This window comes from Streptomyces sp. NBC_01217 (assembly GCF_035994185.1).
Taxonomy (GTDB): domain Bacteria; phylum Actinomycetota; class Actinomycetes; order Streptomycetales; family Streptomycetaceae; genus Streptomyces.
Window position 1 is genome coordinate 8,668,492 of the sequence record NZ_CP108538.1, and the last position, 25,469, is coordinate 8,693,960.

The window sequence follows — 25,469 nt, forward strand, 5'->3', positions numbered from 1 at the left end:
GACATGAGTGACAACGCACCAGTCAGTGTGGTCGTCGTGGACGACCATCCCGCCATCCTCTCGGGCGTGGAGGCGTGGTACGCCGCATCGCGGCGGCCCATCACCGTGGTCGCGTCCGGCGGCTCCGTACGGGAAGCCTGGACCGCGCCGGGCAGCACGGCCGATGTCGTCCTCCTGGATCTGCAACTGGGCGAGGGCGGCCCCGCCTTCGGCAGCCTTCGAAGACTCGTCGACGCCGGTCGGCAGGTGGTCGTCTATTCGATGCGCGACGACGAGAAGACAGCGCTCAGCTGCCTGGACCTGGGAGCCGCGACCTTTCTGACCAAGAGCGAGGGCCGACAGCACCTGGTGGAGGCGACGCTGGCAGCAGCCGATGAGCGGCCCTACATGCCGCCCGCGCTGGCCGGCGCGCTGGGAACGAACACCCGAGCCGACCGTCCCCAGCTCTCCGTGCGCGAGGAGAACGTGCTCATCGAGTGGTTCCAGTCGGAGTCGAAGGAGCTGGTCGCGCAGCGTCTCGGCATCTCCGTACGGACGGTCAACTCGTATCTGGACCGGGTGCGGATCAAATACGCGAACGTCGGCCGCCCCGCGCGGACCAAGGCAAGCCTGGTGGCCCGCGCCATCCAGGACGGGCTGGTCGACGTGGACGACCTCTGAGCGAGGGCAAAGGGGACGGAGGACCGAACGGCAGCAGGCGCCGTAGGGCTGCGCGTCATGACTGCATCGACATCACCGATCACAGGGACCGGGGCCCGCAAGTGAGCCGCCGCGTCGAATCCGTACCGTCGTCGTCGCACGCGCCGAATAAACCAGGTGAAGGTCCGGCAGGCGCGGTGATGGGATGGCGTGATGCAACGTGAAGCGCTGGACATCGTGGACCGAGGGCAGTACCCCGACGCGGTGACGCCCTGGGAGGACGAGGCCTGGCGGGAGGAGGCCCTCGGCTGGGCGGAGCGCGGCCTCGCCGCTCATGGGCTGCGCGAGAACGGGCAACGGAAGGTCAGGCTCCGGCCGTGGTCCGTGCTGGTACGGATGACCGTCGAGGGACGCGACGCCGTCTGGTTCAAGGCCAACCCGCCCGCCAGCGCCTTCGAGGCGGGGCTCACCGAGGCACTGGCCCGCTGGGTACCCGCATACGTGCTGCGGCCGCTCGCCGTCGACGCGGGCCGCGGCTGGGCGCTGCTCCCGCACGGCGGCGCGCTTTTCAGGGACGTACTCGACTCGGCTCACAACCCGGTCGATCCGCGCGCCTGGGAAGAGCCGCTGCGCCAGTACGCCGGAATGCAACGCGCGCTTCTGCCGTACGCCGAGAGGATCGAGCAGCTCGGCGTCCCCAGTGCGCGCACAGTCGAGCTCCCGGAGACCTTCGACCGGGCCGTCGACGGGAACACCGCACTGGCCCCCGACGAGCTCAAGGTGCTGCACGAGCTGCGGCCGCGCCTCGCGGAGTGGTGCGAGGAGCTTGCGGGCACGGGCATCGCCGACACGCTCGACCACTCCGATCTGCACGACGGCCAGCTCTTCGCGTCCGGGCCCGGCCGCTTCACCTTCTTCGACTGGGGTGACGCGGCAGTGGCCCACCCCTTCTGCAGCTTTCTAGTCCCCGCCCGTGCGGCCCGCGAGCGGTTCGGGCCCGAGGTGCTGCCGCGGCTGAGGGACGCCTACCTGGAACCGTGGGAGGGAGACGGCTGTTCGAAGGCGGAGCTGCGGCGTGCCCTGAGCCTGGCGTGGCGACTCGGGGCGATCGGCCGGGCCTGCTCCTGGGGGCGTCTTTTCCCCGGCGTGTCCGAAGGCAGGTCCGACGGTGCGGGTACGGTGGGCGACGCGGAGGGCGCCCGCTGGCTGCTGGAACTCCTCACCGAGCCGCCGCTGTAGAGGCGGGCTCGTACCTGGTATCGCGGGTCCGTGCGCCACGTGCTGCCAGGTGCCCGATTCGGTGGAGCCGGCCGGCTAAGTCGGCGTGTACTCCCCGGCCCCGGCCGGCGCCATGACACGCGGATCCGCCCGCCCCCGGGCGGGCGTAATGATGAAAGAGTTCTCGTAGCAGCCGGACACACCGACGGCCGCGTGTCTGCGGGGCTGCGTGTGTACGTGTCCGCGTGTTCGAGCAACTGTGTATCCGCATGTCGACGATGGGACAGATGCCATGCCTCTTGAGGGTGAGTACGAGCCGAGCCCCGAGCAGTGGGTCCGTGATCAGGTCGAGCTGTTCGAGAGCTCCGGGGGGACGGAGGGGACCACGATGCGGGGCATGCCGGTCGTCGTCCTGACCACCCGCGGGGCCAGGAGCGGCAAGATCCGCAAGACCCCGGTCATGCGGGTCGAGCACGACGGCACATACGCCGTGGTCGCCTCCCTGGGCGGCGCTCCCAAACACCCCGTCTGGTACCACAACATCGTGGCCGACCCCCGGGTGGAACTTCAGGACGGCCCGGTCCGGCAGGACATGACCGCCCGTGAGGTCACCGGCGAGGAGAAGGCGCTGTGGTGGCAGCGCGCGGTCGAGGCGTACCCCGACTACGCCGACTACCAGCTCAAGACGGACCGGCAGATCCCGGTCTTCGTCGTGGAACCGGCGGCCCAGCAGCACTGACGGCCGCAGGGGAGCACCTCCGGCCCGCAGTTGGTGGGCCGGGGGTGCTCTCAGGCGGCGCCCGAAGCCTCCACCGCGGCCTTGATCCGCTGCCCGAACGCGGGGGCGTCCTTGCGCGCGGCCCCGGCGGCGAAGCCGACGAGAAGCTTGCCGACGCCGTGGCCCTCCAGGACGTTGAAGATCCGCACCCTGGTCCCTCCCGCGGCCGTCGCTTCGAGGTCGTAGCCGCCCTCGGAGGCGGTGACGATGTTCTTCGAGCGCTCCTGCCAGCGGATGCGGCTGGGCGCCACCAGCTCCTTGATCTCGAACTCCCGCTGAGCCTTCATACCGGCGTCCTTGACGGTGCTCCGGAACACCGTTCCCACCGCCGTCGGACCGGCCGGTGTCTTGTCGATCCTCAGCACACGCGGGCTGAACTCCGGATCGTGCTCGCCATCGGCGAGATAGGCGAAGACCTCGGCGATCGGCCGGTCGATCTCGACCGTAGCCTCGAATGAAGTGGCCATGACTGCTCCTCGTCGCGCGGATCAGGGGGACGGCACGGCTACAGCGTGCGGTAGGTGAGCGCCGGTTCGCGAACGTGCGGGATGCCGATCATAGGTCCGCGACAGGCGGGCGGCAGCCCGAACGACGAAGACCGCCCGTCCGCCCCGCCATCCGGCGGACGCGCCCGGCGCTCCCGTCACACCGATGGAGTGAAAGCCCCCCGCAGCCGCGATCGGGCGGCTGCCCGTGTCGGGACGGACCGCGTGGATCGGGCTCCGGCCGGTGACCTGGGCGCACTGCACGGCGAAGCCGTGGTCGTGCAGGCGTCCGGACGTGGCCGCCGCGAGCACGAACGCCACGATCGCAGTTGTGGGACAGCGGCAGCGCGACCCGGGCCCCACAGGGCGCTGAAGGCGACGGCCGCCGCTGCGGGGGAGTGAGGAGTCCCGGTCATCGCGACCCCCGGACAGTCGATCAGGACGCGCGTGCGCCCGTCCCCGCGCGCTCCAATGGACAGGTGACCGCGCCTCCCGACGACTGCCTCGCGCGCAATGAGTGGCTCTGCGGTGCCTATCTGACCAGCCGTCGCGAGATTCTCTGGGACGCCGTCGTCCAGCACCTCCAGCTCACCGGGATCTCCGTACTCCTCGGGCTGCTCCTGGCCGTTCCGCTCGCCCTCGCGGCGCGCCGCCGGCGCTGGCTGGCGGGCCCCGTCCTCGGCGTGACGACCATCCTCTACACCGTGCCGTCGCTCGCCATGTTCTCGCTGCTGCTGCCGGTGTACGGACTCTCCGCCTCGCTCGTCGTCGCCGGACTCGTCCTGTACTCGCTCACCCTCCTCGTACGGAACATCCTCGCCGGCCTGCACGCAGTGCCAGCCGACACCACGCAGGCCGCACGCGGCATGGGGTACGGCCCCGTGCGACTGCTCGTCGCCGTGGAGCTTCCCCTCGCTCTGCCGGCCGCCATGGCCGGACTGCGTATCGCGACCGTCTCCGCGGTCTCCCTGGTCACCGTCGGCGCGATCGTCGGCTACGGCGGACTCGGCAACCTCATCTACTCCGGGATGAACACCTATTTCAAGGCCCAGGTGCTCACCGCCTCCGTCCTGTGCGTCGTCATCGCCGTCGCCGCCGACCTGCTGCTCCTGCTCGCGCAACGGCTCCTGACGCCGTGGACCCGGAAGCGGTCGTGAACACCCTCGCCGACGCCTGGTCCTGGCTCACGACCCAGGCGCACTGGTCCGGTGACGGCGGCATCTGGAACCGGCTGGGCCAGCATCTGTTCCTCACCGTCGTCTGCCTGCTGATCAGCTGCCTGATCGCTCTGCCCGTCGCACTGGTCCTCGGCCATCTTGGCAGGGGCGGCGCGCTCGCCGTCAACCTCTCCAACATCGGCCGGGCCGTTCCGACCTTCGCCGTGCTGGTGCTGCTGCTCCTCACCCCGATCGGCGGTCATGGCGAATGGCCGACCGTCATCGCCCTCGTGCTCTTCGCGGTGCCGCCCCTGCTCACCAACGCCTACGTCGGCATGCGCGAGGTCGACCGCGATGTCGTACGGGCGGCCACAGGCATGGGCATGACGGGCAGACAGCTGATGCTGGGCGTCGAGGTGCCGCTCGCCCTGCCGCTGATCCTCACCGGCGTACGCATCGCCGCCGTCCAGCTCGTCGCCACCGCGACCCTCGCCGCGCTCGCGGGCGGCGGGGGACTGGGCCGCATCATCACCGCGGGCTTCAACCTCGCCTCCACCGCGCAGGTCGTCGCCGGAGCCGTCCTCGTCGCCGTCTTCGCCCTGATCGTCGAAGGTCTCTTCGTCGCGGCGCAGCGGCTCGCCCCCGGCTGGGTCCGCGGCGAGGAATCCGGATGAGGCCGCCAAGGGCCTGCCTCGCGCTCCCGGTGCTCCTGCTGTCGGCGACCGCCTGCGCAACCGGGCCCTCCCTGGAGGACCGGGGCGAGGTCACCGCACCGCCGGGCGACAGCAAGCACCTCACCATCGGCTCCGCCGGCTTCACCGAGAGCGATCTGCTCGCCCAGATGTACGCGGCTCTGCTCGACCGGGCCGGCTACTCCACGAAGATCATCTCCGTCACCAACCGGGAGATCTACGAACCGGCGCTGGAGAGCGGCCAGATCGACGTCGTGCCGGAGTACGCCGCCACCTTCGCCGACTGGCTGAACGCCAGGAAGAACGGTGCCGACGCGGCCCCCGTCGGTTCGCCCGACCTCGCCGCCACCATGAAGGCCCTGCGCGCTCTCGCCGCACCCCGTGGCCTCACCGTCCTCGGCCCCGGGCGGGCCGTCGACCAGAACGCCTTCGCGGTCGCCGCCCCGTACGCGGCGAAGCACCGTCTGAAGACGCTGAGCGACCTGGGCAGGTCGGGGCTGCGGGTACGGCTGGCCGCCGGTGACGAATGCGTACAGCGCCCCTACTGCGCGCCCGGGCTGAATAAGACGTACGGCATCCGCATCACGGCCGTGGACCCCAAGGGCGTCGGCACCACCCAGGCCAAGCAGGCCGTCCAGAACGGTCAGGACCAGATGGTCCTGACCACCACCACCGACGCCACCCTCGCCACCTTCGGCCTCGTCCTGCTCGCCGACGACAAGCACCTGCAGAACGCTGACTACCTCGTCCCCGTCGTCAACCGCTCCCGGGCCGGCAGCGAAGGCGTACGCAAGGCGCTGGGCAGGCTCAACACCGTACTGACCACCGCCGACCTGGCCCGCCTCAACGAGCAGGTCGACAGCTGGCGACGGCTGCCCGAGGACGTGGCACGCGCCTACCTGGAGTCCAAGCACCTCATCCCGCGCGGCCGGGCGGTCAGGCGGTCAGCTTTCCGGGCAGCCAGCCCAGCTGCACGGCCTCCTGGAACGGCCCGCCGCCCTCGTGATCGTTGAAGTCGTACACCTCGATCGCCTTGTCCTGGTGGGCGTAGGCGTTGAACGCGGCGAAGACGGTCGAGGGCGGGCAGGTCATGTCCTCCAGGGCCGTCGAGAACAGCGCCGGTGCCCGGCCGCGGGCGGCGAAGTGCACCCCGTCGAAGTAGGACAGCGTGGCTCTCGCCCGGTCGGCCCGGCCCCGGTGCGTCTTGAGGTAGCTGCCCACCTCGCGGTACGGGTTGCGGTCGGTGACGGTGAGCGCGCGGGGGAAGTCGCACAGGAACGGGACGTCCGGCGCGATCGCCGCAAGGTCCGGTATCAGCCCGCCGACGGCGAGCGTGATGCCGCCGCCCTGACTCACACCGACGGCCGCGGTGCGCGCCGCGTCGCTCAGCGGATGCGAGCGCGCCGCCTCCACCGCGCGTACCGCGTCGGTGAACACACGCCGGTAGTAGTACGCGTGCGGATCCTCGATGCCACGGGTCATGAAACCGGGGAACGAGGGGCCGTTGCCCACCGGGTCGGCGGTGTCGCCGACGAGCCAGCCGCTGCCCTGGCCCCGGGTGTCCATCACGAAGTGCGCGAAACCGGCCGACGACCAGAGCAGATGGGTGTGCGCCAGGCCCCGCCCGCCGCCGTATCCGATGAACTCCACGACCACCGGCAGCGGTTCGGTGGCGCCGGCCGGGACGACGAACCAGCCCTTGACCGGATGCCCGCCGAAGCCCGCGAACGTCACGTCGTACACGTCGACGGTCGCCAGCCCCGTGCCCGTACGCAGCTCGAACCGGGCGTCGAGGTCGTGGGACCGGGCCTCGTCGAGCGTCTTCGACCAGAACGCGTCGAAGTCCTCCGGCTCCACCGAACGGCTGCGGTAGCCGCGCAGCTCGTCGAGGGGCAGATCGAACAGGGACATGCGGGACCGCCTTCTTCGCAGGGGTGAGTGCTCATCCGCGGGGATGGTTGATCACACCGTACGGGTGTGGGCGGCGCGCGGACGAGGGGTGTCCTCACGTCGGGAAGAAGTTGTGTCCGAGCCCTTGACGGGCCCCTGACCGCCCCTCACAGTACTCGTTAATGCGCATTAGTAATACGCATTAGCTGATCTGAGGAGTCATGGTGGAGGAGCCCAGGAAGCGGGCCAGGCCCGGCCGTTCACCCGCGCCGGCAGGCCGCACGGCCCGCCCGCGTCAGGCCGAGGTCGCACGGCTCGCCGGGGTCTCGCAGGCGACGGTCTCGCTCGTGCTGGCGGACAAGAAGCAGGGCGCCGCGATCTCGGAGGAGACCCGGCGCAATGTTCTGGACGCGGCCCGCAGCCTCGGTTACGTCCCCGACCCGGCGGCCCGCAGACTCGCGGCGGCCCGCAACAACCTGCTGGGCGTCTTCAGCTTCACCGCGACGTTCCCGACGGATGTGCAGCACTCCTACTACCCGTTCCTGGTGGGTGTGGAGCGCGAGGCCGCGGAACGCGGTTACGACCTGGTGCTGTTCACCGGGTCGAGCACCGGCGGCGCGGGGGCCGCCGGGCCCGACGCACTGAGCAGGATCCGCCTCGCCGACGGCTGTCTGTTCCTGGGGCGCCACGCGCCGGCCCAGGAGCTGCGGCGGCTGGTGGCCGATGGCTTCCCGGTGGTCCACCTCGGCCGCCGGGACGAACTGGAGGGCCTGGCCTGGGTCGGTGCGGATTACGTGAGCGCCAGCCGCGAGGTCGTCGCCGGCCTTGCCGCGCTGGAGCACCGGCGGATGCTGCTGATCCGCGAGGACGACGAGGCACCCGCCTCCACCGACCGTGAACACGGCTTCCTCAAGGGGCTGGAGGCGGCCGGGCTCCCCGGCGGCCCCGGGGCGGTCTTCCGCTCCGCCGACCCGGAACGAGACCTCACCCCCGAACGGCTGCGGGGCTGGCTCGCCGAGGGCGTCACCGCGCTCGTCGCCGAGGAGACCGACACCGGAGCCGCCTGGCGCGCCCTGCGCCGCGCCGTCACCGAAGCCGGGATCGACTGCCCGCGCGACGTCTCGCTCGCGCTCCTCGGCAGCCCGCCCGCCGACCTCGCGGACGGCCCCGACCCCACCGGCTTCGACATCCCCCGCACCCAACTCGGCGCGGCCGCCGTACGGATGCTTGCCGCGCTGGTCGCGGGGGAGGAGGCCACCGAACCCCTGGTGGCCTGCGTGTTCAGGCCCGGCATCACGGCAGGGCCCCCGCCCTCGGCCCACCAGGACCGACCGACCGCACCGCCTGCACGTACAGCACAAGGAGACCTGTGATACCCGAACCGGACATCCTCGTCGTGGGCGCCGGACTCGGCGGCGTCGCCGCCGCGCTCGCCGCCTGCCGGGCCGGACGCACCGTCGTCCTCACCGAGGAGACCGACTGGATCGGCGGCCAGCTCACCTCCCAGGCCGTCCCGCCGGACGAGCACCCGTGGGTGGAGCGGTTCGGCACCACCGCCTCGTACCGCCGGCTGCGCGAAGGCATCCGGGCGTACTACCGCCAGTGGTACCCGATGCGCTCGGAAGCCCTCGCCCTCACCGACCTCAACCCGGGCGCCGGACGGGTCAGCAAGCTCTGCCACGAACCCCGCATCGCGCTCACCGTGCTGGAGGCGATGCTCGCACCGCACCGGGCCGCGGGCCGGCTCACGCTGCTCACCGAGCACCGGGCCGTGAGCGCGGAGACGGACAACGATGTCATCAGTGCGGTGACCCTGGAGGACCTCCGGACCGGCGACCGCGCCACCGTCACCGCCCGTTATGTCATCGACGCCACCGAGACCGGCGAACTCCTCGAACTCGGCGGCGTCGAGCACGCCATGGGCGCCGAGGCACAGAGCGAATTCGACGAACCCCACGCCCCCGACCAGCCCCAGCCGCTCAACCAGCAGGGCATCACAGTCTGCTTCGCGCTCTCCCACCACGAGGGCGAGAACCACACCGTCGACCGCCCCGCCGACTACGCGTTCTGGCGCTCCTACCGCCCCGACTTCTGGCCCGGCCCGCTCCTCGGCCTCCAGGCACCCGATCCGCGTTCCCTGGAACCGGTACCGCGCACCTTCGTCCCCAACCCGGACATCGACCCGCTCGCCGTCAGCGCTGACCAGAGCGCGGACGCGGGCGACAAGGAACTGTGGGGCTTCCGCCGCATCCTCGCCCGCGGGATGCACCGCCCCGGCGCCTTCGACTCCGACATCACCCTCGTCAACTGGCCGCTCAACGACTACTGGCTCAAGCCGCTCGTCGGCGCCGGTGAGGAGACCTCGGCCCAAGCGGTCGGCGAGGCACGGCAGTTGTCGCTCTCGCTCCTGTACTGGCTGCAGACCGAGGCCCCGCGCCAGGACGGCGGCACCGGCTTCCCCGGACTGCGGATCCGCCCCGACATCACCGGCACCGACGACGGCCTCGCCAAGACCCCGTACGTACGCGAGTCCCGTCGGATCAAGGCCGTCACCACCGTCACCGAGCACGACGTGGCGATCGACCTCGTCGGCCCGTACGGCGGGACACGCCACCGGGACGCCGTCGGAGTCGGCAGCTACCGCATCGATCTGCACCCCTCCACCGGAGGTGACAACTACATCGACATCGGCTCGGTGCCGTTCGAGATCCCGCTCGGCGCCCTCGTGCCGCGCCGCGTCCGCAATCTGCTGCCCGCCGGCAAGAACATCGGCACCACTCACATCACCAACGGCTGCTACCGGCTCCACCCGGTGGAGTGGAACGTCGGCGAGGTCGCCGGTGCCCTGGCCGCCCACTGTCTCGCCGAAGGCGTCGAACCGGAGCAGGTCCAGTCCGAGGACAAACGGTACGAGACGTTCGCGCGGGTGCTCGACCGCGACGGGGTCCAGCGCCACTGGCCCGACGTACGCGGCTACTGACCGCCGGCCCCGAACCGGTGAAACGCCGGGTGGGACAGCTCCACCTGTCCCACCCGGCCCGCCCGCGCATCAACCCACTCGCACAAGGAGGTGCCCAGCCATGACCACCCACCGCATCCGCGTCGGCATAGACGTGGGCGGAACCTTCACCGACGCCGTGGCCGTCGACGCCACGACCCTCGAACTCCTGGGGCAGGTGAAGGTTCCCACCAGCCACCACCACGAGGACGGGGTCGCCCATGGCATCGTCCAAGCGCTCGACCGGCTGCTGGAGCAGACCGGCCGCGCCGCCGAGGACGTCGCCTTCCTGGCACACGGCACGACACAGGCTACCAACGCCCTGCTGGAGGGCGATGTCGCCACCGTCGGACTGATCGGCATCGGAGCGGGTCCCGGCGGTGCGCTCACCCGCCGCCTCGCCTCGCTCGGCAGGCTCGAACTCACCCCGGGCAAACGGCTCCCGCTCTCCTACGCGCATGTGGCCGACCCCGACGACCCGGACGAGGTGCGGCGGGCCGTCGACGCGGTCGTCCGGGACGGTGCCCAAGTCCTCGTCGCCAGCGAGCCGTTCAGCGTCGACCGCCCGGAGGGGGAGCGGACGGTCCTCGACACGGCCCGCCCGCACGGCCTCCCGATGACGGCCGCGCACGAGATCACCTCCCTGTACGGCCTCGCCAAGCGGACCCGGACCGCCGTGGTCAACGCCGCGATCCTGCCGCGCATGCTCGCCACCGCCGACCTCGTCGACGCCTCCATCACCAAGGCCGGGGTGAGCGCACCTCTGATGGTGATGCGCTGCGACGGCGGTGTGATGTCGCTCGACGAGATGCGCAGACGCCCGCTGCTGACCGTGCTCTCCGGACCCGCCGCGGGGGTGGCCGGTGCGCTGATGCAGGAGCGGATCAGCGAGGGCCTGTTCCTGGAGACCGGGGGCACTTCCACCGACATCAGCGTCGTCCGACGCGGCAAGGTCGCCGTCCGGCACGCCACCGTTCTCGGCAAGGCGTCGTACCTGTCCGCGCTCGACGTGCGGACCGTGGGCGTCGGCGGCGGCTCCATGGTCCGGATCGGCGGCGGCAAGGTGATCGGTGCCGGGCCGCGCAGCGCGCACATCGCCGGACTGCCGTACGCCTGCTTCGCCACTCTCGAAGAGCTGCGCGACGCGCGCGTCACCACCGTCCGGCCGATGCAGGGCGATCCCGACGACTACGCCGTCATCGACGCGGCCGGCGGCAGGTACGCGATCACGATGACCTGCGCGGCCAACGCGCTGGGCCGGGTTCCCGAGGGCGACTTCGCCCGCTGCGACCAGGACGTGGCCCGTGCCGCCCTGGCTCCGCTGGCCGCCGCGCTCTCCACCGATGTCGCGACGGCAGCCGCCCGGCTCCTCGACGCGGGCACCGAACAGGTCAGGGCCGTGACCGACGCGATGATCCGCGACTACCGGCTCGACAAGGACACCGCGGTACTGGTCGGCGGCGGCGGAGGCGCCGCATCCGTCACCCCCCATCTCGCCTCCGTCACCGGTCAGGAGGGCCGGATCGCACAGCACAACGAGGTCATCAGCCCCATCGGGGTCGCCCTTGCCCTGGTCCGTGAGCAGATCGAGCGGATCATCCCGGGCGCCGGCCAGGAACAGATCCTTGCCGTCCGCGCCGAGGCCGAGGCGGCCGTCGTGGCGCAGGGCGCCGCGGCGGACGGGGTGGAGGTCGAGGTGACCGTGGACCCGCAGACCAGTACCGTTCGGGCGGTGGCCACCGGCGCCACCGAACTGCGCACCCAGGACCGCGCACACCGCGCCGACGCGAACGAACGGCTGCGCGCCGCGGCGGCCAGCCTCAAAGCCGACCCGTCGGCCGTGAGTGTCCTTGCCGGCACCCCCGCCCACACGGTCTACGGCACCGAGATCCGCCGCCGGTTCCGCACCACCCGGCACCCGGTGCGGGTCGTCGACGCCGACGGTGTCGTCCGGCTGCACGCCTCCGACGCCCGGGTGGAGACCACCACCGTGGGCAGCGCCCCCGAGACCCTCGCCCGGCTCGTCGCCGACGCCACCTCCTACGGCGACGGCGGCGTCCGCGCCCCCGCACTGCGCCTGCTGCTCGGCGCCCGCATCGCCGACCTCTCCGGCGTCCTGGATCCACAGCCGCTGCTCGCCCTGGCCCGCAGCGAACTCGGCACCCGTGCGGCGGACGAGTGCGTGGTCGCGGTCGTGGAGGTACGGACATGAGCGCGCTCATCGACCTCTCCGCCACGGACGACATCGAATTCGGTGTACAGCTCCTGGCCGGCACACCCACGCACGAAGGCCGCGACCGCGACCTGCTGCGCCACTGGGCCACCGCGGCAACGGAGTTCGGCGCCCGCCTCGCCCCCGTGCCGTCCCGCGCCCGCATCGTCGAACGCGACGGCGGACTGGAATACGGCCTCCTCGCCCGCTACACCTCACGCCCCGCGACAGTCGAGCTCTACACCGACACTCTCGCTCGCGCCGAAGCCCTGATCGACGAGCGAGGCTGGCGCCACTGGTACCCGGCGGGCTCCGTGCGCGCCGCGGCCCTGGCGCACGAGGCCGTCCATGAACAGCTCCACCACGGCCCGGCGAAGACGGAGCTGAAACGCGCGCTCGGCCATGTCCTGCTGCGCGCCGGCCGTCGGCGGCTGTACGGCCATGTCGCCGGGGCCGAGGAGATCGCCGCCCACGCCCACGCCCGTACCGCCTGTGGACTCGGCCGCAGTCCGCTGCTGCTGACCGCCGCGCTCGCCGCAGCCGGCGACCGCACCACCACCGTCCCGCACGGAAGAGAGAAGTAACGCCATGGGCGTCGTCATCCTCCTCGTCATGGCGGCAGGTGTCGCCGCGATGCTCACCCGGAAACTCCCCACGGCCTTCGCGCTCGTCGTCCTGGCCGTCGTCATCGCCTTCGCCGCGGGCGCCCCGCTCACCGGCAAGAACAGCGTCCTGGACACCGTCCTCCAGGAAGGCGCACCGGCCCTCGCCGCCACCATGATCGCCATCCTGCTCGGCTCCTGGCTCGGCAAGCTGCTGGACGAGACGGGCATCGCGGGCACCCTCGTCCGCAAGATCGTCGAATTCGGCGGTGACCGCCCGGTCGTGGTGGCCCTCGGTGTCCTCGCCGTCTCCACCCTCGTCGGTACGGTGACGGGCTCCGCGCCCGCCGCGATGCTCGCCGGGATCATCGGCATCCCCGCGATGATCGCCGTCGGCATCCCCAAGGTCACCGCGGCCGGCACGATCCTCATGGGCATCGCGGCGGGAATGCCGTTCGAGCTCCCCATCTGGCAGTTCTTCTCCACCGCGCTCGAACTGCCCGTCCCCACCGTCCGCGGCTTCATGATCAAACTGTTCCCGTTCGCACTGGTAGCCGCAGTCCTCTTCGTCCTCATCGAGTCCCGCCGCCGCGGCGTCGAACACGCCTGGTCCGCCAAGTCCCTCGCGGCCGAGCCGCGTTCCGGCCGACGGGTCCGGCTCGGCGACGCCCCCTGGTACGCGCTGCTCACCCCGGTCGTGCCCCTGGTCCTGGCCCTCGGTCTCGACGTCGCCATCATTCCCTCGCTGCTCGCGGGCGTCCTCTACTGCCTGGTCACCACCACCCGCCCGCGCGAGATGAACAAGCGGCTGCTGCGCACGCTCCACGGAGGATTCGAGGTCGCCGCCGCACCGATCGCCCTGTTCATCGCCATCGGCATCCTGCTCGCCGCCGTGAAACTGCCCGGGGCGATCGACGCGCTCGAACCCCTCGTCAAGGCGGTGAGCCCGCAGAACGCGGTGCTGTTCGTGCTCGTCTTCACCGTTCTCGTACCGCTCTGCCTCTACCGCGGCCCGCTCAATGTCTTCGGCCTCGGTGCGGGCATCGCCGGTGTCCTGATCGCCGCGGGCATCTACCCCGCGACCGCGGTACTGGGGCTCGCCACCTCCTACAACCAGGTGTTCGGCGTCGCCGACCCCACGAGCACCCAGACGGTGTGGAGCGCGCAGTACGCGGGCGTCACGCCGCAGCAGGTGATGGTCCGCACGCTGCCGTACGTCTGGGCCGTCGCCCTCGGCGGCTTCTGCGTGACCGCCGCCACGTATCTCTGACACGTTCACCACTCCTGGGACGGAGTTCACCCATGAACGAACCGCAGAGCCACCCCGAGAACGAGCCGCAGATGGGCCGCCGCCTCTTCCTTCGCTCAGCCGCAGCCGCCGGTACGGTCCTCGCCGTCGGCGCCACCACGACCGGCACGGCGGCCGCCGCGCCCGCGGGCTTCCCCGACTACCGGTACGTCAAGACGCTGCTGCAGCCCTCGCAGCTGAAGTACAACCCCACCGGCGAGATCATCTTCCCCTGCATCAGGGGAACGGCGGGCCGGGTGGCGACGCCGCTGGGGCGGTACTACCTCTACTACGCACCGCACGACGCCCCCGGTGGTATCTGCCTCGCCTACGGCGACAACATCGAGGGCCCCTTCACCGAGTACCCCGCCAACCCGATCGTGGCCAACGATTGGCAGCCGCACTACAAGGTCAGTCATGTCTCGTCGCCGCACGTCCTGTGGAACGAGGACACGCACGAGATGTGGCTCTACTTCCACGGTGAGAACACCACGACCCGCCTCGCCCGCTCGAAGGACGGCATCCACTTCACGTACGACAAGGTGGTGCTGAACACGGCGATGCTCCCGGCCGGGACGACGGAGACGTCGTACGCCCGGGTCTTCCGGCACGATCTGCCCTTGCGGGGGGCCCGCTACGTGATGCTGTTCATGCTGAACAACACCACCAATCACCGTGACATCCACTGGGGCTGGTCCGCCGACGGCCGGGGCTGGACGTTCGACCAGAAACCACTGGTCAGCCATGCCGACGTCGGTGCCGTGAATGTCGGGGGCCCGCATCTGCTCACCCGCAACGGCAGCGCGTACGTCGTCTACAACACCGACAAGGGGAGCGGCGGCAACCTCCTGATCACGGAGGTCGGCAACGACTTCTCCCGCCGCGACCACCTGGGCCTCTTCCACGACTCGCTCGCCGGCGCACCGGACAACGGGCGCAGCGCGGCGCCGAGTTTCGGTACGCAGAACGGGACGGCTTACATGGTCTACGAGGCGGGTGAGCGACTCCAGGGGGCCATCGCGGTGGCCCGAGCGGTTTAGGTCCTGTACGGAGTTCAGATCATGCTCGTCGGGTGATGCTGCGTAGCCACAGCATCGTGCCGCACAGGTGGAGTCCGGCCAGGTAGCTCTCGGGAGTCTTGTCGTAGCGGGTGGCGATCCCGCGCCAGTTGCGCAGCCGGTTGATGCACCGCTCGACCGTGTTGCGGTCCTTGTACAGCTCGGCGTCGTGACTGACGGGGCGGCCTCCGCGCGAGCCCTTCTTTTTGCGGTTGGCCGTCTGGTCCGCCTTCTCCGGGATCACCGCCCGGATTTGGCGTTTGCGCAGGTAGGCGCGGTTGCGGCGGGAGGAGTACGCCTTGTCGCCGGCGACCGCGTCCGGGCGGGTGCGGGGCCGGCCCCTCCTGCCACGGACCTTGATCTTGTCCACGACCCGCGCGAACTGCGGGCTGTCACCGGCCTGGCCGGGGGTGAGGACGAACGACAGTGGACGGCAGCGCCGTTCGGCTGACAAGTGCACCTTGCTGGTCAGCCCGCCCCGGGAACGACCGAGCTCAGCAGCCTTCAAACGGGCCCGGCGGCGTCGCCGCAACCGCTGCCGCTCGGCTCGTTCCGGGTCCCCGTCCTGATCGTATTGCGGCTCCCGTCCCTTCTTCCCGCCCCCTTTTCGGACTCTGCGGCCTCCACCAGCGCTTCCAACTGCTCTTCGTCCAGAACCATCCCGGCGGCGTGGTGGTGAGCGCGGGAGGTAGCAGAGTCCACGCTGACCAGCGACAGGTCTGCCTCACCGCGTTCTGCGGCATAACCGATGACCGTCTCCATCAGGTGCTGGAAGACGCCCTCGCGCGTCCAGATACGGAAGCGGTCGTAGACGCTCGACCACGGACCGTACTCGGCAGGCACGTCTCGCCAGGGGCTGCCGGTGCGGAACCGCCACATCGTCGCGTTGAAGTGTTTTCGCAGGTCAGGTATGGGTCCGGATACTCCCAGCGGGAGGTGGGGCTCAATCAGGGACCACTGCTCATCGGTCACATCGCCACGTGCCATACCTGATGGCCTATCAAGCGCACACGGTTCCGCGCTGCGGATTGCCCGAACCGTGATCTGAACTCCGTACAGGACCTAAGTGAGGGAAGGGTCATTCGGAGCGTGCCCGGCCTTGCGGCGAGCTGCGAGGTAGGCGCTCCAGTCCGGTGCGGCCCGGCGGTGCCACTGTTCGGCGGTGACCACGTGCATGCCGGTAAGCGAGGCGAGGACTGCTGCGGGCAGGTCCTGCGCGAGGTTCATCAGCGCGGTGGTGCGTCCGGCATTCACGCGGATTCCGGCTTGGTTGAGGCTTCGCATGATGGAGGCGGGGGCACTGTGCTGACCCGGCTGCTGCCCCGGGAAGAGCCAACGAGGTGCCTCGGCATTGCTGCGGATCGCATGGGGAGGTCGCCGAGCTTCCAGGTGCTTGACGGGTGACAGCCGTAGTCGCGCTGCTTTCCACAGGTCGCGGGGGTGCCACCGGGCCCGTAGACAGAGAAAGTGCAGCCCGCGGTCCGTGACAGGACGACCTGGGCTGTTGCCCCTCACACTGGAGCCCGCGCCACCCCAGAGGGTGCGGGCCCCGGCGACAGCCGACGGTGGTGCCGAGCCCCGAAGCCCACCCCCTTCTCTGGCTGACAGGTGTTGCGCCCTCCGGTGGAGCCGATGCCGGCCCGGCAGCGGCCCGGTCGTGACGCTGTTTGCCGGCAGTGGCGTCCTCGGCATCACGACCGCGAGCGCCTCTCCCGCAACGCCTGGTGCGTCGCGTCAACCACCCGGATGCGGTACGAAGTCCGGTGTGAACGAAAAGACTCAGCCCGCGACCGTTCGCGTGTTCATCGCCCTCGCCCCGCCCGACCACGCGAAAGAAGAACTGGCGCGGGAGCTGCGCCCCGCCTACGACACACACCCTCACATGCGGTGGAACCGCATCGAGGACTGGCACATCACCCTGGCGTTCCTCGGGGAACTACCGGCCGAGACAGTTCTGCTCCTGCGCCCGTCCCTCGCCGGCCTCGCAGCGGACCACCGACCATTCCGCCTGGCATTGCGCGGCAGCGGAGACTTCGACGACCGGGTGGTGTGGAGCGGAATCGACGGAGACCTCGATGAGCTGCACATGCTTGCCGCCGATGTGCGTACCGCGGTCAAGAGCTGCGGTGTCGCCTTGGAGGATCGGCCTCTGCGCCCACATCTGACGTTGGCCCGTGCCCGCCGAGGAGATCGATCCTCGGCAGGAGAAATAGCCGAAGGGCTCGCCGGGTTCACCGGTCGCCGATGGTCTGCCGAACGTCTGCACCTGGTCGGCAGCAACGTCGGCCGTGGCCGTGGACCGGTCCACTACCGCGACATCGAGGCGTGGGCCCTCGGCAACGGAAACTGCACTGGATCTTGAGCGAACCAACCAGGGCCGGCCGACAGGCATTACTCGACCTGGCGGGCGATGAAATGGTCGGGTGCGGCACGTCGTACTTGCCGGCCGGCCCGATCAAGAATGGCCGCCTCTCCGGCACTCTGCCGTCGTCGAGCTTCTCGTCCTACCGCGCCGGACGCACGGCTACCAGCAGATCGCCTTACGGTTGACGGGGCACGCCCGCGCCGTGGCCCCGAAGGCACCGTGAGCTGCGCTCAGGACCGCGCCCGGGTAGTGAGGGACCTGTGCGCCCGGCTGGGACCGGCTCGTCGAAGCCCCCGGCCGCCCACTGAGGGCTGGGCAAGCCTCAGCAGAGACGGCTGTACCGAGGGGAGGCTGAACCATTGGCTGACGATTGCTTTCAGCGGGGGACCGGAGGTGTGAACCCTCCGAATCGACGACCGTCCGTTTGTCCAGGTCAGTCCCTGTGGGCAAGCCGCTTCCGGTTCAGAAGGTTGGTACTCTCCGCATCTACGGCGAGGCGGGGGAGATGATCGTGGGAGCAGAGCCGTCGAGTCCTCCGAGCCACTGGTTCAGAGGAGCCGGCTTTGGTGTCTTCTTCGGTGGGCTGACCGCGGTGGTGTCCATTGCTGCGATCGGGAGGGCATGGGCTGCTTGTGGCATCGGCAGCAGCGCAGCAGCCAACAGCATGACTTTGCTGTTTCTTGCGCCTCTCATATGGATCGCCGCTGCGGTTCCGTGGGTGATCCTGCACAGCACCCTCGGAAGACGTCATCGCAGGACAGCCCTGACTGCAGGGCTCATCTTCACCCTGTGGTTCACCTGGTTCCTTGTCACATGGCTCGGCATGCCGGACACCTACCCCGCCCCGTTGTGCCTGGGCAACGTCCCGCCCTGGTGGCCGAGCTTCATCCCGGCATGACCCCGGCGGGACCTGTGAACGACCTTGGCACCGACAGCGGCAACCTACTCAACAGCGCCCCCGACCAGCCGCTGCACGCCAGCAAGGTCGTCGGCTGCATCCGTAGGCCGGTGGGACATCCGTCCGGGCCGACGCCACGTACGTACGCGAAGCGCCATCGCTTCGCGAGAGGCTCGTCAGTTCCAGCGGACGTCTAAAGGAAAGGGCAGGGAGATCTCTCTCCCTGCCACTACCAAGCTATAGCGCACCGGGGGGCTTGCGGCAAGGCCCCGGTAGTGGCGCAGAATCGTCGGCCGAGGCCACAACCTGCGGAAATGAGGGTACGACGTGCGTGTGTTGTTGTCGGCGTATGGGAGACGCAGTCACGTCGAACCAGTGGTGGGACCGGCAGTGCGGGGGTGCGCGCTGCCCGACTCGTCAGTGGGAAGGCGACCAGGGATGAGGACGTGCCCGACGGGAGGCTCGACTGAGCTGGAGGCGTCGGTGATTCGGTCGGCCACTGCGGTGCGAGAGAGTTCGGCTGCCTCGGAGGTATCGCAATGATCGAGCGATACGTGTTGGATCTTCGAGAGGTCGACGAGACGCAGGTCGCGGTCGTGGGCGGCAAGGGCGCGCACCTGGGCGGGCTGTCGCGGATCGAAGGCATCCGCGTGCCGGGTGGCTTCTGCGTGACGACTGACGCCTTTCGGCGGATCATGGCGGAGGCGCCGTCGATCGTCGATCGGCTCGATCAGTTGTCGCGCTTGAACCCGGACGACCGGGAGGCGATCGGCACGCTCAGCGCGCAGATTCGCCTGACCATCGAAGGGATTTCCATCCCGGGCGATGTCACGGCGGCCATCACCCGCTCGCTTGCCCAGACCGGCGAGCGAGCCGCCTACGCCGTCCGTTCCAGCGCGACGGCAGAGGACCTGCCGACGGCCTCCTTCGCCGGCCAGCAGGACACGTACCTGAACGTCGTGGGGCCGGAGGCGATCCTTCAGCACGTCAGCCGGTGCTGGGCCTCGCTGTTCACCGAGCGGGCCGTGGCCTACCGCCAGCGGAACGGCATCGATCACCGTACGGTCCACATGGCCGTGGTCGTGCAGCAGATGGTCTTCCCGCATGCGGCAGGCATCCTGTTCACGGCCGACCCCGTCACGGGCAACCGGAAAGTCGCCACAGTGGACGCCGGTTTCGGCCTCGGCGAGGCTCTGGTCTCCGGCCTGGTGAACCCGGACGTCTTCAAGGTGCGACACGGTGAAGTCGTCGCCAAGGCGATCGCCGCCAAACAGCGTGCCGTTCAGGCACTGCCGGCCGGCGGTACGCAGGAAGTTGCCATCGACTCGCAGCGGCAGGAGCAGCCGGCGCTGACGGATGCGCAGGTCGTGCGGCTCGTGCAGCTCGGGCGGCGGATCGAAGCGCACTTCGGCCGCCCGCAGGACATCGAATGGTGCCTGGTCGATGATGGCTTCCAGGTCGTTCAGAGCCGGCCGATCACGACGCTGTTCCCCATCCCCGAGACCGGCGACCAGGAGAATCACGTCTACGTCTCCGTCGGTCATGGGCAGATGATGACCGACCCCATGAAGCCCCTGGGGCTCTCCATGTGGCAGCTGACAGCCATGGTGCCGATGCACGAGGCCGGCGGGAGGCTGTTCGTCGACGTCACCCGGCGCCTGGCCTCGCCCGCGAGCCGCGCCGGCCTCCTGGACGTCCTGGGGAGAGGCGATCCGCTGATCAGGGACGCGCTGGAGACCGTCCTCGGCCGCGACGATTTCGTCCCGTCGCTTCCGGACGCGGGTCCCGGCGGGCCGCCGGCCGGCGGTGCGTCCGCCCCGGTCGAGACCGATCCGGCCATCGTCACCGAGTTGATCGAGCGCAGCCAGGCATCCATTGCCACCCTGGAGCGCGACATCCGGACGAGGACCGGACCGGCGCTGTTCGACTTCCTGCTGGAGGCCTTCGAGGAGCACAAGCGAGTCCTCGGTGATCCGCTGAACCTTCAGGCAATCATGGCGGGGATGGAGGCCACGTGGTGGCTCAACGACAAGCTGCAGGAGTGGCTGGGCGAGAAGAACGCGGCTGACACGCTCACGCTGTCCGCCCCCGACAACATCACGTCGGAGATGGGACTGGCGCTGCTCGACGTCGCGGACGTGATCCGCCCGCATCCGGAGGTGGTGGCGTTCCTGCGGGGCGTCGAAGACGAGGGCTTCCTGGACGAGCTGGCGAAGCTCGCGGGCGGGACCGAAGCGCGCGACGCCATCGAGGCGTACCTCGACCGGTACGGCATGCGCTGCGTCGGCGAGATCGACATCACGAGGCCACGTTGGCGCGAGCGCCCCTCCACGCTCGTGCCCGTGATCCTCGACAACGTCAGGATCTTCGAGCCGGGCGCCGCCGAACGGCGCTTCGAGCAAGGGTGGCAGAAGGCGCAGCAGAAGGAACAGGACGTGCTGTCATGCTTGCGGGCCCTGCCGGACGGGGACCGGAAAGCCGACGAGGCCAAGCGGATGATCGGCCAGGTCAGAGCTTTCATCGGGTACCGGGAGTACCCGAAGTACGGCATCGTCAGCCGCTCCTTCGTCTACAAGCAGGCCCTGCTGGAGGAGGCCGAGCGCCTCGTGCAGGCAGGCGTGCTTCCTGAGAGGGAGGACATCTTCTACCTCACGTTCCAGGAACTCCATGACGTCGTGCGCTCGAACCAGGTGAATGACCAGCTCATCCAGCAGCGCAAGGACGCGTTCCGGTCGTACCACGCGCTCATTCCGCCCCGGGTGCTCACATCGGATGGTGAGGCCGTCACCGGGGCGTACCGGCGCGACGACGTGCCGGCCGGTGCCCTGATCGGCCTACCGGTTTCCGCCGGGACCATCGAGGGAAGGGCCCGCGTCATCCTTGACATGGCGGAGGCCGATCTCGAAGCGGGCGACATCCTGGTCACGACCTTCACGGACCCCAGCTGGTCGCCGCTGTTCGTCGGAATCGCGGGCCTGGTGACGGAGGTTGGCGGTCTGATGACCCATGGCGCAGTGATCGCCCGGGAGTACGGCTTGCCGGCCGTCGTGGGCGTGGAGCAGGCCACCCGGCTGATCCGGGACGGGGAGCGGATCCGCGTGCACGGAACCGAAGGGTACGTCGAGATCCTGCCGTGACCGACCACGCCGAGAAGCCCCAACCGTAGCTTCCGACTGAACAACGCCGAGCAGTTGGTGACCGCCCCACGACCACCGCCCGCAACGCGGACACACGGACGCGACCCGTAGCTGTTCTTCACCTGGGAGGTGCCTCTTCCGCTGCCACGTACAGGACCCTGAGCACGTCCTGGCCGGCACGCCGTACGCCTGCGAGGCGGGCATGTTGTCCGCCGTCTTGCCAGGCCCGAGCAGCACCGGCACGACCAGGCCGGCCATCTTCCCCTGGCCCGGCTGCATCTGCGGTTCCGGGCGTCGACGCCCTCGTTCTGGCCGGTCCTGAAGACGACGCTCCAACCGGGCGAACATTGCCGGTCACGGCGTTGGCAGGGCCGTGCGGGAAAGGCGGAGCACGGGCGGACCCCGAGGTCATGCGCCCGCCTGAGGGCTCGTCGGAGGTTCGGGGTCCGGGTCCGGTGCCCGCGGCAGGAAGGCGTGCAACCACCTCTCCGTATGCGCCACATGCGCGGAGGCCGCGGCGGCCGCCGCCACCGGGTCCCTGTTCGCGATCGCCGTCGCGATCGCCCGGTGGTCTTCGTCGCTGGAGCGCTTGATGCTGGGGCCCTCGGGCAGGGTGAAGACCTGGTACGCGCGGGAGCGGGCGCGGAAGACTCCCAGGAGGGACTTGAGGGTCGGGTTGCCGCCGACGCGGGCGATCTCCGCGTGGAAGTCCTGGTCGAGCGCCGAGACCCGGTCCGGGTCTTCGGTGGCCTCCATCGCCTCCATGTACGCGAAGATCGCGCTCTGCGACTCGGGCGTGATCCGCGCCGCCGCCTGCGCCGCCGCGTGCGACTCCAGGACGCGACGTATCTCGTACATCTCCAGGAGCCCGGTCAGCGGCAACAGGTCGACGGTGAGCGAGAGGCTGCCGACGATGTCCTCGGGCCGGAGCTGTGAGACGTACGTACCGGAGCCATGGCGCGGTTCGATCACGCCGAGCGCCGCGAGCATACGGACCCCCTCGCGCAACGAGCCGCGCGAGACGCCGAGTTCCTCGCAGAGGTCGCTCTCGGGCGGGATGCGCTGTCCGGCGACGAGACGCCCGTCGACGATCATGCGGCGCAGGCCGTGGAACGCCTGGTCGACTGCGGACATCGCTTCCCCTCCCAAGTCATCGACAGTGGCGGTCCGGTGGAACCGCCCACGGTCAACTGTGCTGCCGATCCTACAGAATCATTGGATCTCTTTCATGATTCCTCCCCAAGTCATCTGATGACCTTGCAGGTCTCAGGTAACCAATTCGTGAACAACCTTGTTCTTTGCGCGAGCTCAGTGTCAGGATGCGCCGCAAGTCATCAGACCTCTTTCTGCAACTGTCCGATGTGTCGACCGTGGCATCAGCCGGGTCGATGAGGCCAAGGGGAGATCTTGAACCACGAGAGCGAGACCTGCGTCACCACTGCGCCCCGCCCCCTGCTGCTGGCCGACGGCCGGCCGGCGATCGAGGCGTGGTCGCTGCTGGCCGCGCACCAGCACCTCAACCACGGGTCGTTCGGAGCGGTCCCGCTCGTCGCGCAGCGGGAGCAGGGCCGGCTGCGCGAGGAGATGGACCGCTCGCCCGGCACCTGGTTCCCGGCCCTCCCGGCACGCGTGGCGGCGGCGCGGTCGGAGATCGCCGCGTTCCTTCGGGTCCCTGCCGACGACCTCGCCCTCGTGCCCAACGCGAGCGGTGGCGCGAGCGTGGTCTACGCGAACGTCCCGGCGAGGCCCGGCGCTGAGATCGTCGTGACCGACCACGGCTACGGCGCGGTGACCATGGGCGCCCGCCGCCTCGCACGCCGCTGGGGCGGCAACGTCCGGACCGCGCGGGTCCCGCTCGACGCCGGCGAGGACGAGGCCTACGAGGCCGTGGCCGCCCAACTCACCGACGCCACCGGGCTGATCGTCCTGGACCACATCACCTCGGCCACCGCCCGCTGGATGCCGGTGGAGCGGATCGGCGCGCTGGCGCGGGAGCGCGGGATTCCGCTCCTGGTCGACGGCGCGCACGTGCCCGGACTCGCCGAGGACCCGCTCGCGGGCCTGGACTGCGACGCGTGGATCGGCAACCTGCACAAGTTCGGCTGCGCGCCTCGCGGTACGTCGGCCCTGGTCGCCCGGGGACCGCTGCGGGACGCGCTCTACCCGCTGATCGACTCCTGGGGCGCCGAGGAACCCTTCCCGCACCGCTTCGACACCCAGGGCACCATCGACGCGACGAGCTATCTCGCGGCCCCGGCCGCCCTCGACTTCATCGACGGCGTCTGGGGCTGGGACACGGCCCGTACGTACATGACGGAACTCGCGGACTACGCGGAACGCCTCATCGGTGACGCCTTCGCCGAGGCCACAGGGGCCGGCGCCGGCGTGGACGTCGGCATGCCGGTCAACGCGCTGCGTCTCGTACGGCTCCCCGACGGTCTGGGCACGACCCATGCCGCGGCCGACGCGCTGCGCGACCGGGTCGCCGCCGAACTGGGCGTCGAGGCCGCGTTCACGAGCTTCGGCGGCGCCGGGTACTTCCGCCTGTCGACGCACGTCTACAACACCGCCGCCGACTTCGAGGACTTCGTCGAGCGCTGCGTTCCCGTGCTCGTCGACTGGGCCCGCGCCCCGCAGACACATCCCACTGACCCCCACTGACCCCGCCCCCCGCAGATCCCTGTCCTGCATCACCGTCACCGATCCCCTGGAACTGGGAGGACAACAGTGTTGAGCAGAAGAAGGACCGCCACGGCGCTCTGTCTCGCCGCCGCTCTCGTGCTGTCGGGCTGCGCCGTGGGAGGAGGCGGCGCCGCAGACGGCACCGTCACCCTGCACATGGTCGAGAGCCTCACCAACCCCACCCGTACCGCGGTCCTGAAGGACCTCATAGCGGAGTTCGAGAAGCAGAACCCCAAGATCAACGTCGATCTGATCTCGCCGCCCACCGATCAGGCGGACCAGAAGATCCAGCAGATGCTCCAGTCCGGCAGCGGTATCGACACCCTGGAGGTCCGGGACATCACCTCGGGGCCGTGGTCGACCAACCGCTGGCTGTACGACATGAGCAAGGACCTGAAGGGCTGGGCCGGCTGGGACGAGCTGACGGACAACGCCGTCAAGTACGCCAAGGACGCCAAGGGCCGCACGTACTACATCCCGTACGGCTTCTACGGACTCAGCCTCTTCTACCGCAGCGATCTGGTCACCGCGGCCGGCTTCAAGAACCCGCCCGCGAGCTGGGACGACCTCCTTGAGCAGGCCACCGCGATCCAGAACCCGAGCAAGCGTCAGTACGGGTACGCGTTCCGGGGCGGGACGAACGCCAACAGCAACGCCGTGGCCGTCATCGAGGCGTACGTCGCCGACAAGATCGACCGCGACAACGGCTTCAAGCTCACCGACGGCAGGACGATCTTCTCGGCGCCGGAAGCGCTCACCGCACTCAAGACCTACTTCGCCCTGTTCAAGAAGGCGTCGCCGCCATCGTCCGTCGCCTGGGGCTACCCGGAGATGGTCGAGGGCTTCTCCAACGGCTCGACGGCGTTCCTCCTCCAGGACCCGGAAGTCATCGCGACGCTCGGCGAGTCGAAGGCGATCAGCCGGCAGCAGTGGACCACGGCGCCGCTGCTCACCGGGCCCGGCGGCAAGGCCGTCCAGCCGGTGGCGACCGCGGGCTGGGGGATCGCCGCGGGCAGCAAGCACAAGGCTGAGGCCACCAAGCTGGTCAAATTCCTCGCCGAGGGTGACGCGGCCACCACGTTCGACAAGAAGAACAGCCTGGTGCCCATTCTGAAGAGCGCTGCCGACGACGCGTACTACAAGACCGGCGCCTGGGCGAGCTACGTGAAGATGACGGAGAACCCGGACGCGTACATCACCGTCACGCAGCCGCGTGACTCCTCCTGGTGGACCGAGTGGATCCAGAAGTCGGACGCCGAGATCCAGAAGGTGCTGCTCGGTAAGATGACGCCCGAGCAGCTCCTCGTCGGCTGGGACTCCTACTGGACCGCCAAGTGGAAGAGTCAGTGAAGGAGCCGGTGGCGTCCCCC

At 70.0% G+C, this 25,469-nt stretch carries 20 protein-coding genes and 2 pseudogenes; 17 read left to right on the forward strand and 5 right to left on the reverse strand.

Features of this window, described 5'->3' with window-relative positions; translation table 11 throughout:
* Positions 1 to 3 precede the first annotated feature (3 nt).
* The 3 genes from OG507_RS38650 (at position 4) to OG507_RS38660 (ending at position 2,596) form a co-directional block, all read left to right on the forward strand.
* Positions 4 to 660, forward strand: coding sequence for a response regulator transcription factor (locus OG507_RS38650; protein ID WP_327369982.1), 657 nt, complete (start codon positions 4 to 6; stop codon positions 658 to 660).
* A gap of 192 nt (positions 661 to 852) precedes the next feature.
* Positions 853 to 1,878: a phosphotransferase gene (locus tag OG507_RS38655; RefSeq protein WP_327371768.1), complete on the forward strand. Its 1,026-nt coding sequence runs from the start codon at positions 853 to 855 to the stop codon at positions 1,876 to 1,878.
* 271 nt (positions 1,879 to 2,149) lie between these two features.
* The gene (locus OG507_RS38660) at positions 2,150 to 2,596 is read left to right on the forward strand and encodes a nitroreductase family deazaflavin-dependent oxidoreductase (RefSeq protein WP_327371769.1); all 447 of its coding nucleotides are present in this window, start codon (positions 2,150 to 2,152) and stop codon (positions 2,594 to 2,596) included.
* Positions 2,597 to 2,646: 50 nt separating this feature from the next.
* Here the strand turns inward: OG507_RS38660 and OG507_RS38665 are convergent, their stop codons facing one another.
* The gene (locus OG507_RS38665) at positions 2,647 to 3,102 is read right to left on the reverse strand and encodes an SRPBCC family protein (protein WP_327371770.1); all 456 of its coding nucleotides are present in this window, start codon (positions 3,100 to 3,102) and stop codon (positions 2,647 to 2,649) included.
* Between the two features lie 497 nt (positions 3,103 to 3,599).
* Between OG507_RS38665 and OG507_RS38670 the strand changes: the two genes are divergently transcribed.
* From OG507_RS38670 to OG507_RS38680, 3 genes and pseudogenes are all read left to right on the forward strand, one after another.
* Positions 3,600 to 4,277, forward strand: coding sequence for an ABC transporter permease (locus OG507_RS38670; protein ID WP_327371771.1), 678 nt, complete (start codon positions 3,600 to 3,602; stop codon positions 4,275 to 4,277).
* Complete coding sequence (locus OG507_RS38675) at positions 4,274 to 4,951, forward strand: ABC transporter permease (RefSeq protein ID WP_327372235.1); 678 nt, start codon at positions 4,274 to 4,276, stop codon at positions 4,949 to 4,951. Before OG507_RS38670 ends, OG507_RS38675 begins: the two co-directional genes overlap by 4 nt.
* Positions 4,948 to 5,892 (forward strand): annotated as a pseudogene (locus tag OG507_RS38680) (ABC transporter substrate-binding protein); the annotation flags it as partial. The gene OG507_RS38675 and the pseudogene OG507_RS38680, both read left to right, overlap by 4 nt.
* Positions 5,893 to 5,905: 13 nt before the next feature.
* Here the strand turns inward: OG507_RS38680 and OG507_RS38685 are convergent.
* Entirely contained in the window at positions 5,906 to 6,880 is a 975-nt protein-coding gene (locus OG507_RS38685) for an acetylxylan esterase (protein WP_327371773.1), read from the reverse strand.
* Positions 6,881 to 7,080: 200 nt separating this feature from the next.
* Between OG507_RS38685 and OG507_RS38690 the strand changes: the two genes are divergently transcribed.
* The 6 genes from OG507_RS38690 to OG507_RS38715 all read left to right on the forward strand — a co-directional run bounded on the left by OG507_RS38690 (position 7,081) and on the right by OG507_RS38715 (position 14,999).
* Positions 7,081 to 8,232 carry a LacI family DNA-binding transcriptional regulator gene (locus OG507_RS38690; RefSeq protein ID WP_327371774.1) on the forward strand — a complete coding sequence of 384 codons (1,152 nt, stop codon included), beginning with the start codon at positions 7,081 to 7,083 and terminating at the stop codon, positions 8,230 to 8,232.
* Positions 8,229 to 9,839 (forward strand): FAD-dependent oxidoreductase, encoded by a 1,611-nt coding sequence (locus OG507_RS38695; RefSeq protein WP_327371775.1) that lies wholly within the window; start codon positions 8,229 to 8,231, stop codon positions 9,837 to 9,839. The genes OG507_RS38690 and OG507_RS38695 overlap by 4 nt, the downstream gene beginning before the upstream one ends.
* A gap of 100 nt (positions 9,840 to 9,939) precedes the next feature.
* Positions 9,940 to 12,069, forward strand: coding sequence for a hydantoinase/oxoprolinase family protein (locus OG507_RS38700; RefSeq protein ID WP_327371776.1), 2,130 nt, complete (start codon positions 9,940 to 9,942; stop codon positions 12,067 to 12,069).
* Positions 12,066 to 12,653 (forward strand): hypothetical protein, encoded by a 588-nt coding sequence (locus OG507_RS38705; RefSeq protein WP_327371777.1) that lies wholly within the window; start codon positions 12,066 to 12,068, stop codon positions 12,651 to 12,653. The genes OG507_RS38700 and OG507_RS38705 overlap by 4 nt, the downstream gene beginning before the upstream one ends.
* A gap of 4 nt (positions 12,654 to 12,657) precedes the next feature.
* Positions 12,658 to 13,941 carry a transporter gene (locus OG507_RS38710; RefSeq protein ID WP_327371778.1) on the forward strand — a complete coding sequence of 428 codons (1,284 nt, stop codon included), beginning with the start codon at positions 12,658 to 12,660 and terminating at the stop codon, positions 13,939 to 13,941.
* Between the two features lie 32 nt (positions 13,942 to 13,973).
* The gene (locus OG507_RS38715) at positions 13,974 to 14,999 is read left to right on the forward strand and encodes a hypothetical protein (protein WP_327371779.1); all 1,026 of its coding nucleotides are present in this window, start codon (positions 13,974 to 13,976) and stop codon (positions 14,997 to 14,999) included.
* A 19-nt stretch (positions 15,000 to 15,018) separates the two neighbouring features.
* Here the strand turns inward: OG507_RS38715 and OG507_RS38720 are convergent.
* Both OG507_RS38720 and OG507_RS38725 read right to left on the reverse strand, forming a co-directional pair.
* Positions 15,019 to 16,004 (reverse strand): annotated as a pseudogene (locus tag OG507_RS38720) (IS5 family transposase).
* 75 nt (positions 16,005 to 16,079) lie between these two features.
* Complete coding sequence (locus tag OG507_RS38725; protein WP_327371780.1) at positions 16,080 to 16,271, reverse strand: hypothetical protein; 192 nt, start codon at positions 16,269 to 16,271, stop codon at positions 16,080 to 16,082.
* Positions 16,272 to 16,782: 511 nt separating this feature from the next.
* On the opposite strand from OG507_RS38725, the gene thpR reads away from it, so the two are divergent.
* The 3 genes from thpR (at position 16,783) to rph (ending at position 21,417) form a co-directional block, all read left to right on the forward strand.
* Positions 16,783 to 17,379 (forward strand): RNA 2',3'-cyclic phosphodiesterase, encoded by a 597-nt coding sequence (gene thpR / locus OG507_RS38730; protein ID WP_327371781.1) that lies wholly within the window; start codon positions 16,783 to 16,785, stop codon positions 17,377 to 17,379.
* 445 nt (positions 17,380 to 17,824) lie between these two features.
* On the forward strand, positions 17,825 to 18,280 hold the full coding sequence (locus OG507_RS38735; protein WP_327371782.1) for a hypothetical protein: 456 nt from the start codon (positions 17,825 to 17,827) through the stop codon (positions 18,278 to 18,280).
* A gap of 539 nt (positions 18,281 to 18,819) precedes the next feature.
* The gene (gene rph, locus OG507_RS38740) at positions 18,820 to 21,417 is read left to right on the forward strand and encodes a rifamycin-inactivating phosphotransferase (RefSeq protein ID WP_327371783.1); all 2,598 of its coding nucleotides are present in this window, start codon (positions 18,820 to 18,822) and stop codon (positions 21,415 to 21,417) included.
* A 408-nt stretch (positions 21,418 to 21,825) separates the two neighbouring features.
* Here the strand turns inward: rph and OG507_RS38745 are convergent, their stop codons facing one another.
* Entirely contained in the window at positions 21,826 to 22,551 is a 726-nt protein-coding gene (locus tag OG507_RS38745) for a FadR/GntR family transcriptional regulator (protein WP_327371784.1), read from the reverse strand.
* Positions 22,552 to 22,824: 273 nt separating this feature from the next.
* Here OG507_RS38745 and OG507_RS38750 point away from each other — a divergent pair, with 273 nt between their 5' ends.
* Together OG507_RS38750 and OG507_RS38755 are read left to right on the forward strand one after the other, a co-directional pair.
* Positions 22,825 to 24,078 (forward strand): aminotransferase class V-fold PLP-dependent enzyme, encoded by a 1,254-nt coding sequence (locus tag OG507_RS38750; protein ID WP_327371785.1) that lies wholly within the window; start codon positions 22,825 to 22,827, stop codon positions 24,076 to 24,078.
* Between the two features lie 69 nt (positions 24,079 to 24,147).
* Complete coding sequence (locus OG507_RS38755; protein ID WP_327371786.1) at positions 24,148 to 25,449, forward strand: ABC transporter substrate-binding protein; 1,302 nt, start codon at positions 24,148 to 24,150, stop codon at positions 25,447 to 25,449.
* The last annotated feature ends 20 nt before the right edge of the window (positions 25,450 to 25,469 follow it).

Excerpts from the sequence above, each read along its gene's own strand:
- OG507_RS38700 (WP_327371776.1), top strand. The coding sequence starts at position 9,940 with ATGACCACCCACCGCATCCGCGTCGGCATAGACGTGGGCGGAACCTTC.
- OG507_RS38705 (WP_327371777.1), top strand. The coding sequence starts at position 12,066 with ATGAGCGCGCTCATCGACCTCTCCGCCACGGACGACATCGAATTCGGT.
- OG507_RS38655 (WP_327371768.1), top strand. The coding sequence starts at position 853 with ATGCAACGTGAAGCGCTGGACATCGTGGACCGAGGGCAGTACCCCGAC.
- OG507_RS38690 (WP_327371774.1), top strand. The coding sequence starts at position 7,081 with ATGGTGGAGGAGCCCAGGAAGCGGGCCAGGCCCGGCCGTTCACCCGCG.
- OG507_RS38715 (WP_327371779.1), top strand. The coding sequence starts at position 13,974 with ATGAACGAACCGCAGAGCCACCCCGAGAACGAGCCGCAGATGGGCCGC.
- OG507_RS38660 (WP_327371769.1), top strand. The coding sequence starts at position 2,150 with ATGCCTCTTGAGGGTGAGTACGAGCCGAGCCCCGAGCAGTGGGTCCGT.
- OG507_RS38745 (WP_327371784.1), bottom strand. The coding sequence starts at position 22,551 with ATGTCCGCAGTCGACCAGGCGTTCCACGGCCTGCGCCGCATGATCGTC.
- rph (WP_327371783.1), top strand. The coding sequence starts at position 18,820 with ATGATCGAGCGATACGTGTTGGATCTTCGAGAGGTCGACGAGACGCAG.
- OG507_RS38665 (WP_327371770.1), bottom strand. The coding sequence starts at position 3,102 with ATGGCCACTTCATTCGAGGCTACGGTCGAGATCGACCGGCCGATCGCC.
- OG507_RS38710 (WP_327371778.1), top strand. The coding sequence starts at position 12,658 with ATGGGCGTCGTCATCCTCCTCGTCATGGCGGCAGGTGTCGCCGCGATG.
- OG507_RS38650 (WP_327369982.1), top strand. The coding sequence starts at position 4 with ATGAGTGACAACGCACCAGTCAGTGTGGTCGTCGTGGACGACCATCCC.
- OG507_RS38685 (WP_327371773.1), bottom strand. The coding sequence starts at position 6,880 with ATGTCCCTGTTCGATCTGCCCCTCGACGAGCTGCGCGGCTACCGCAGC.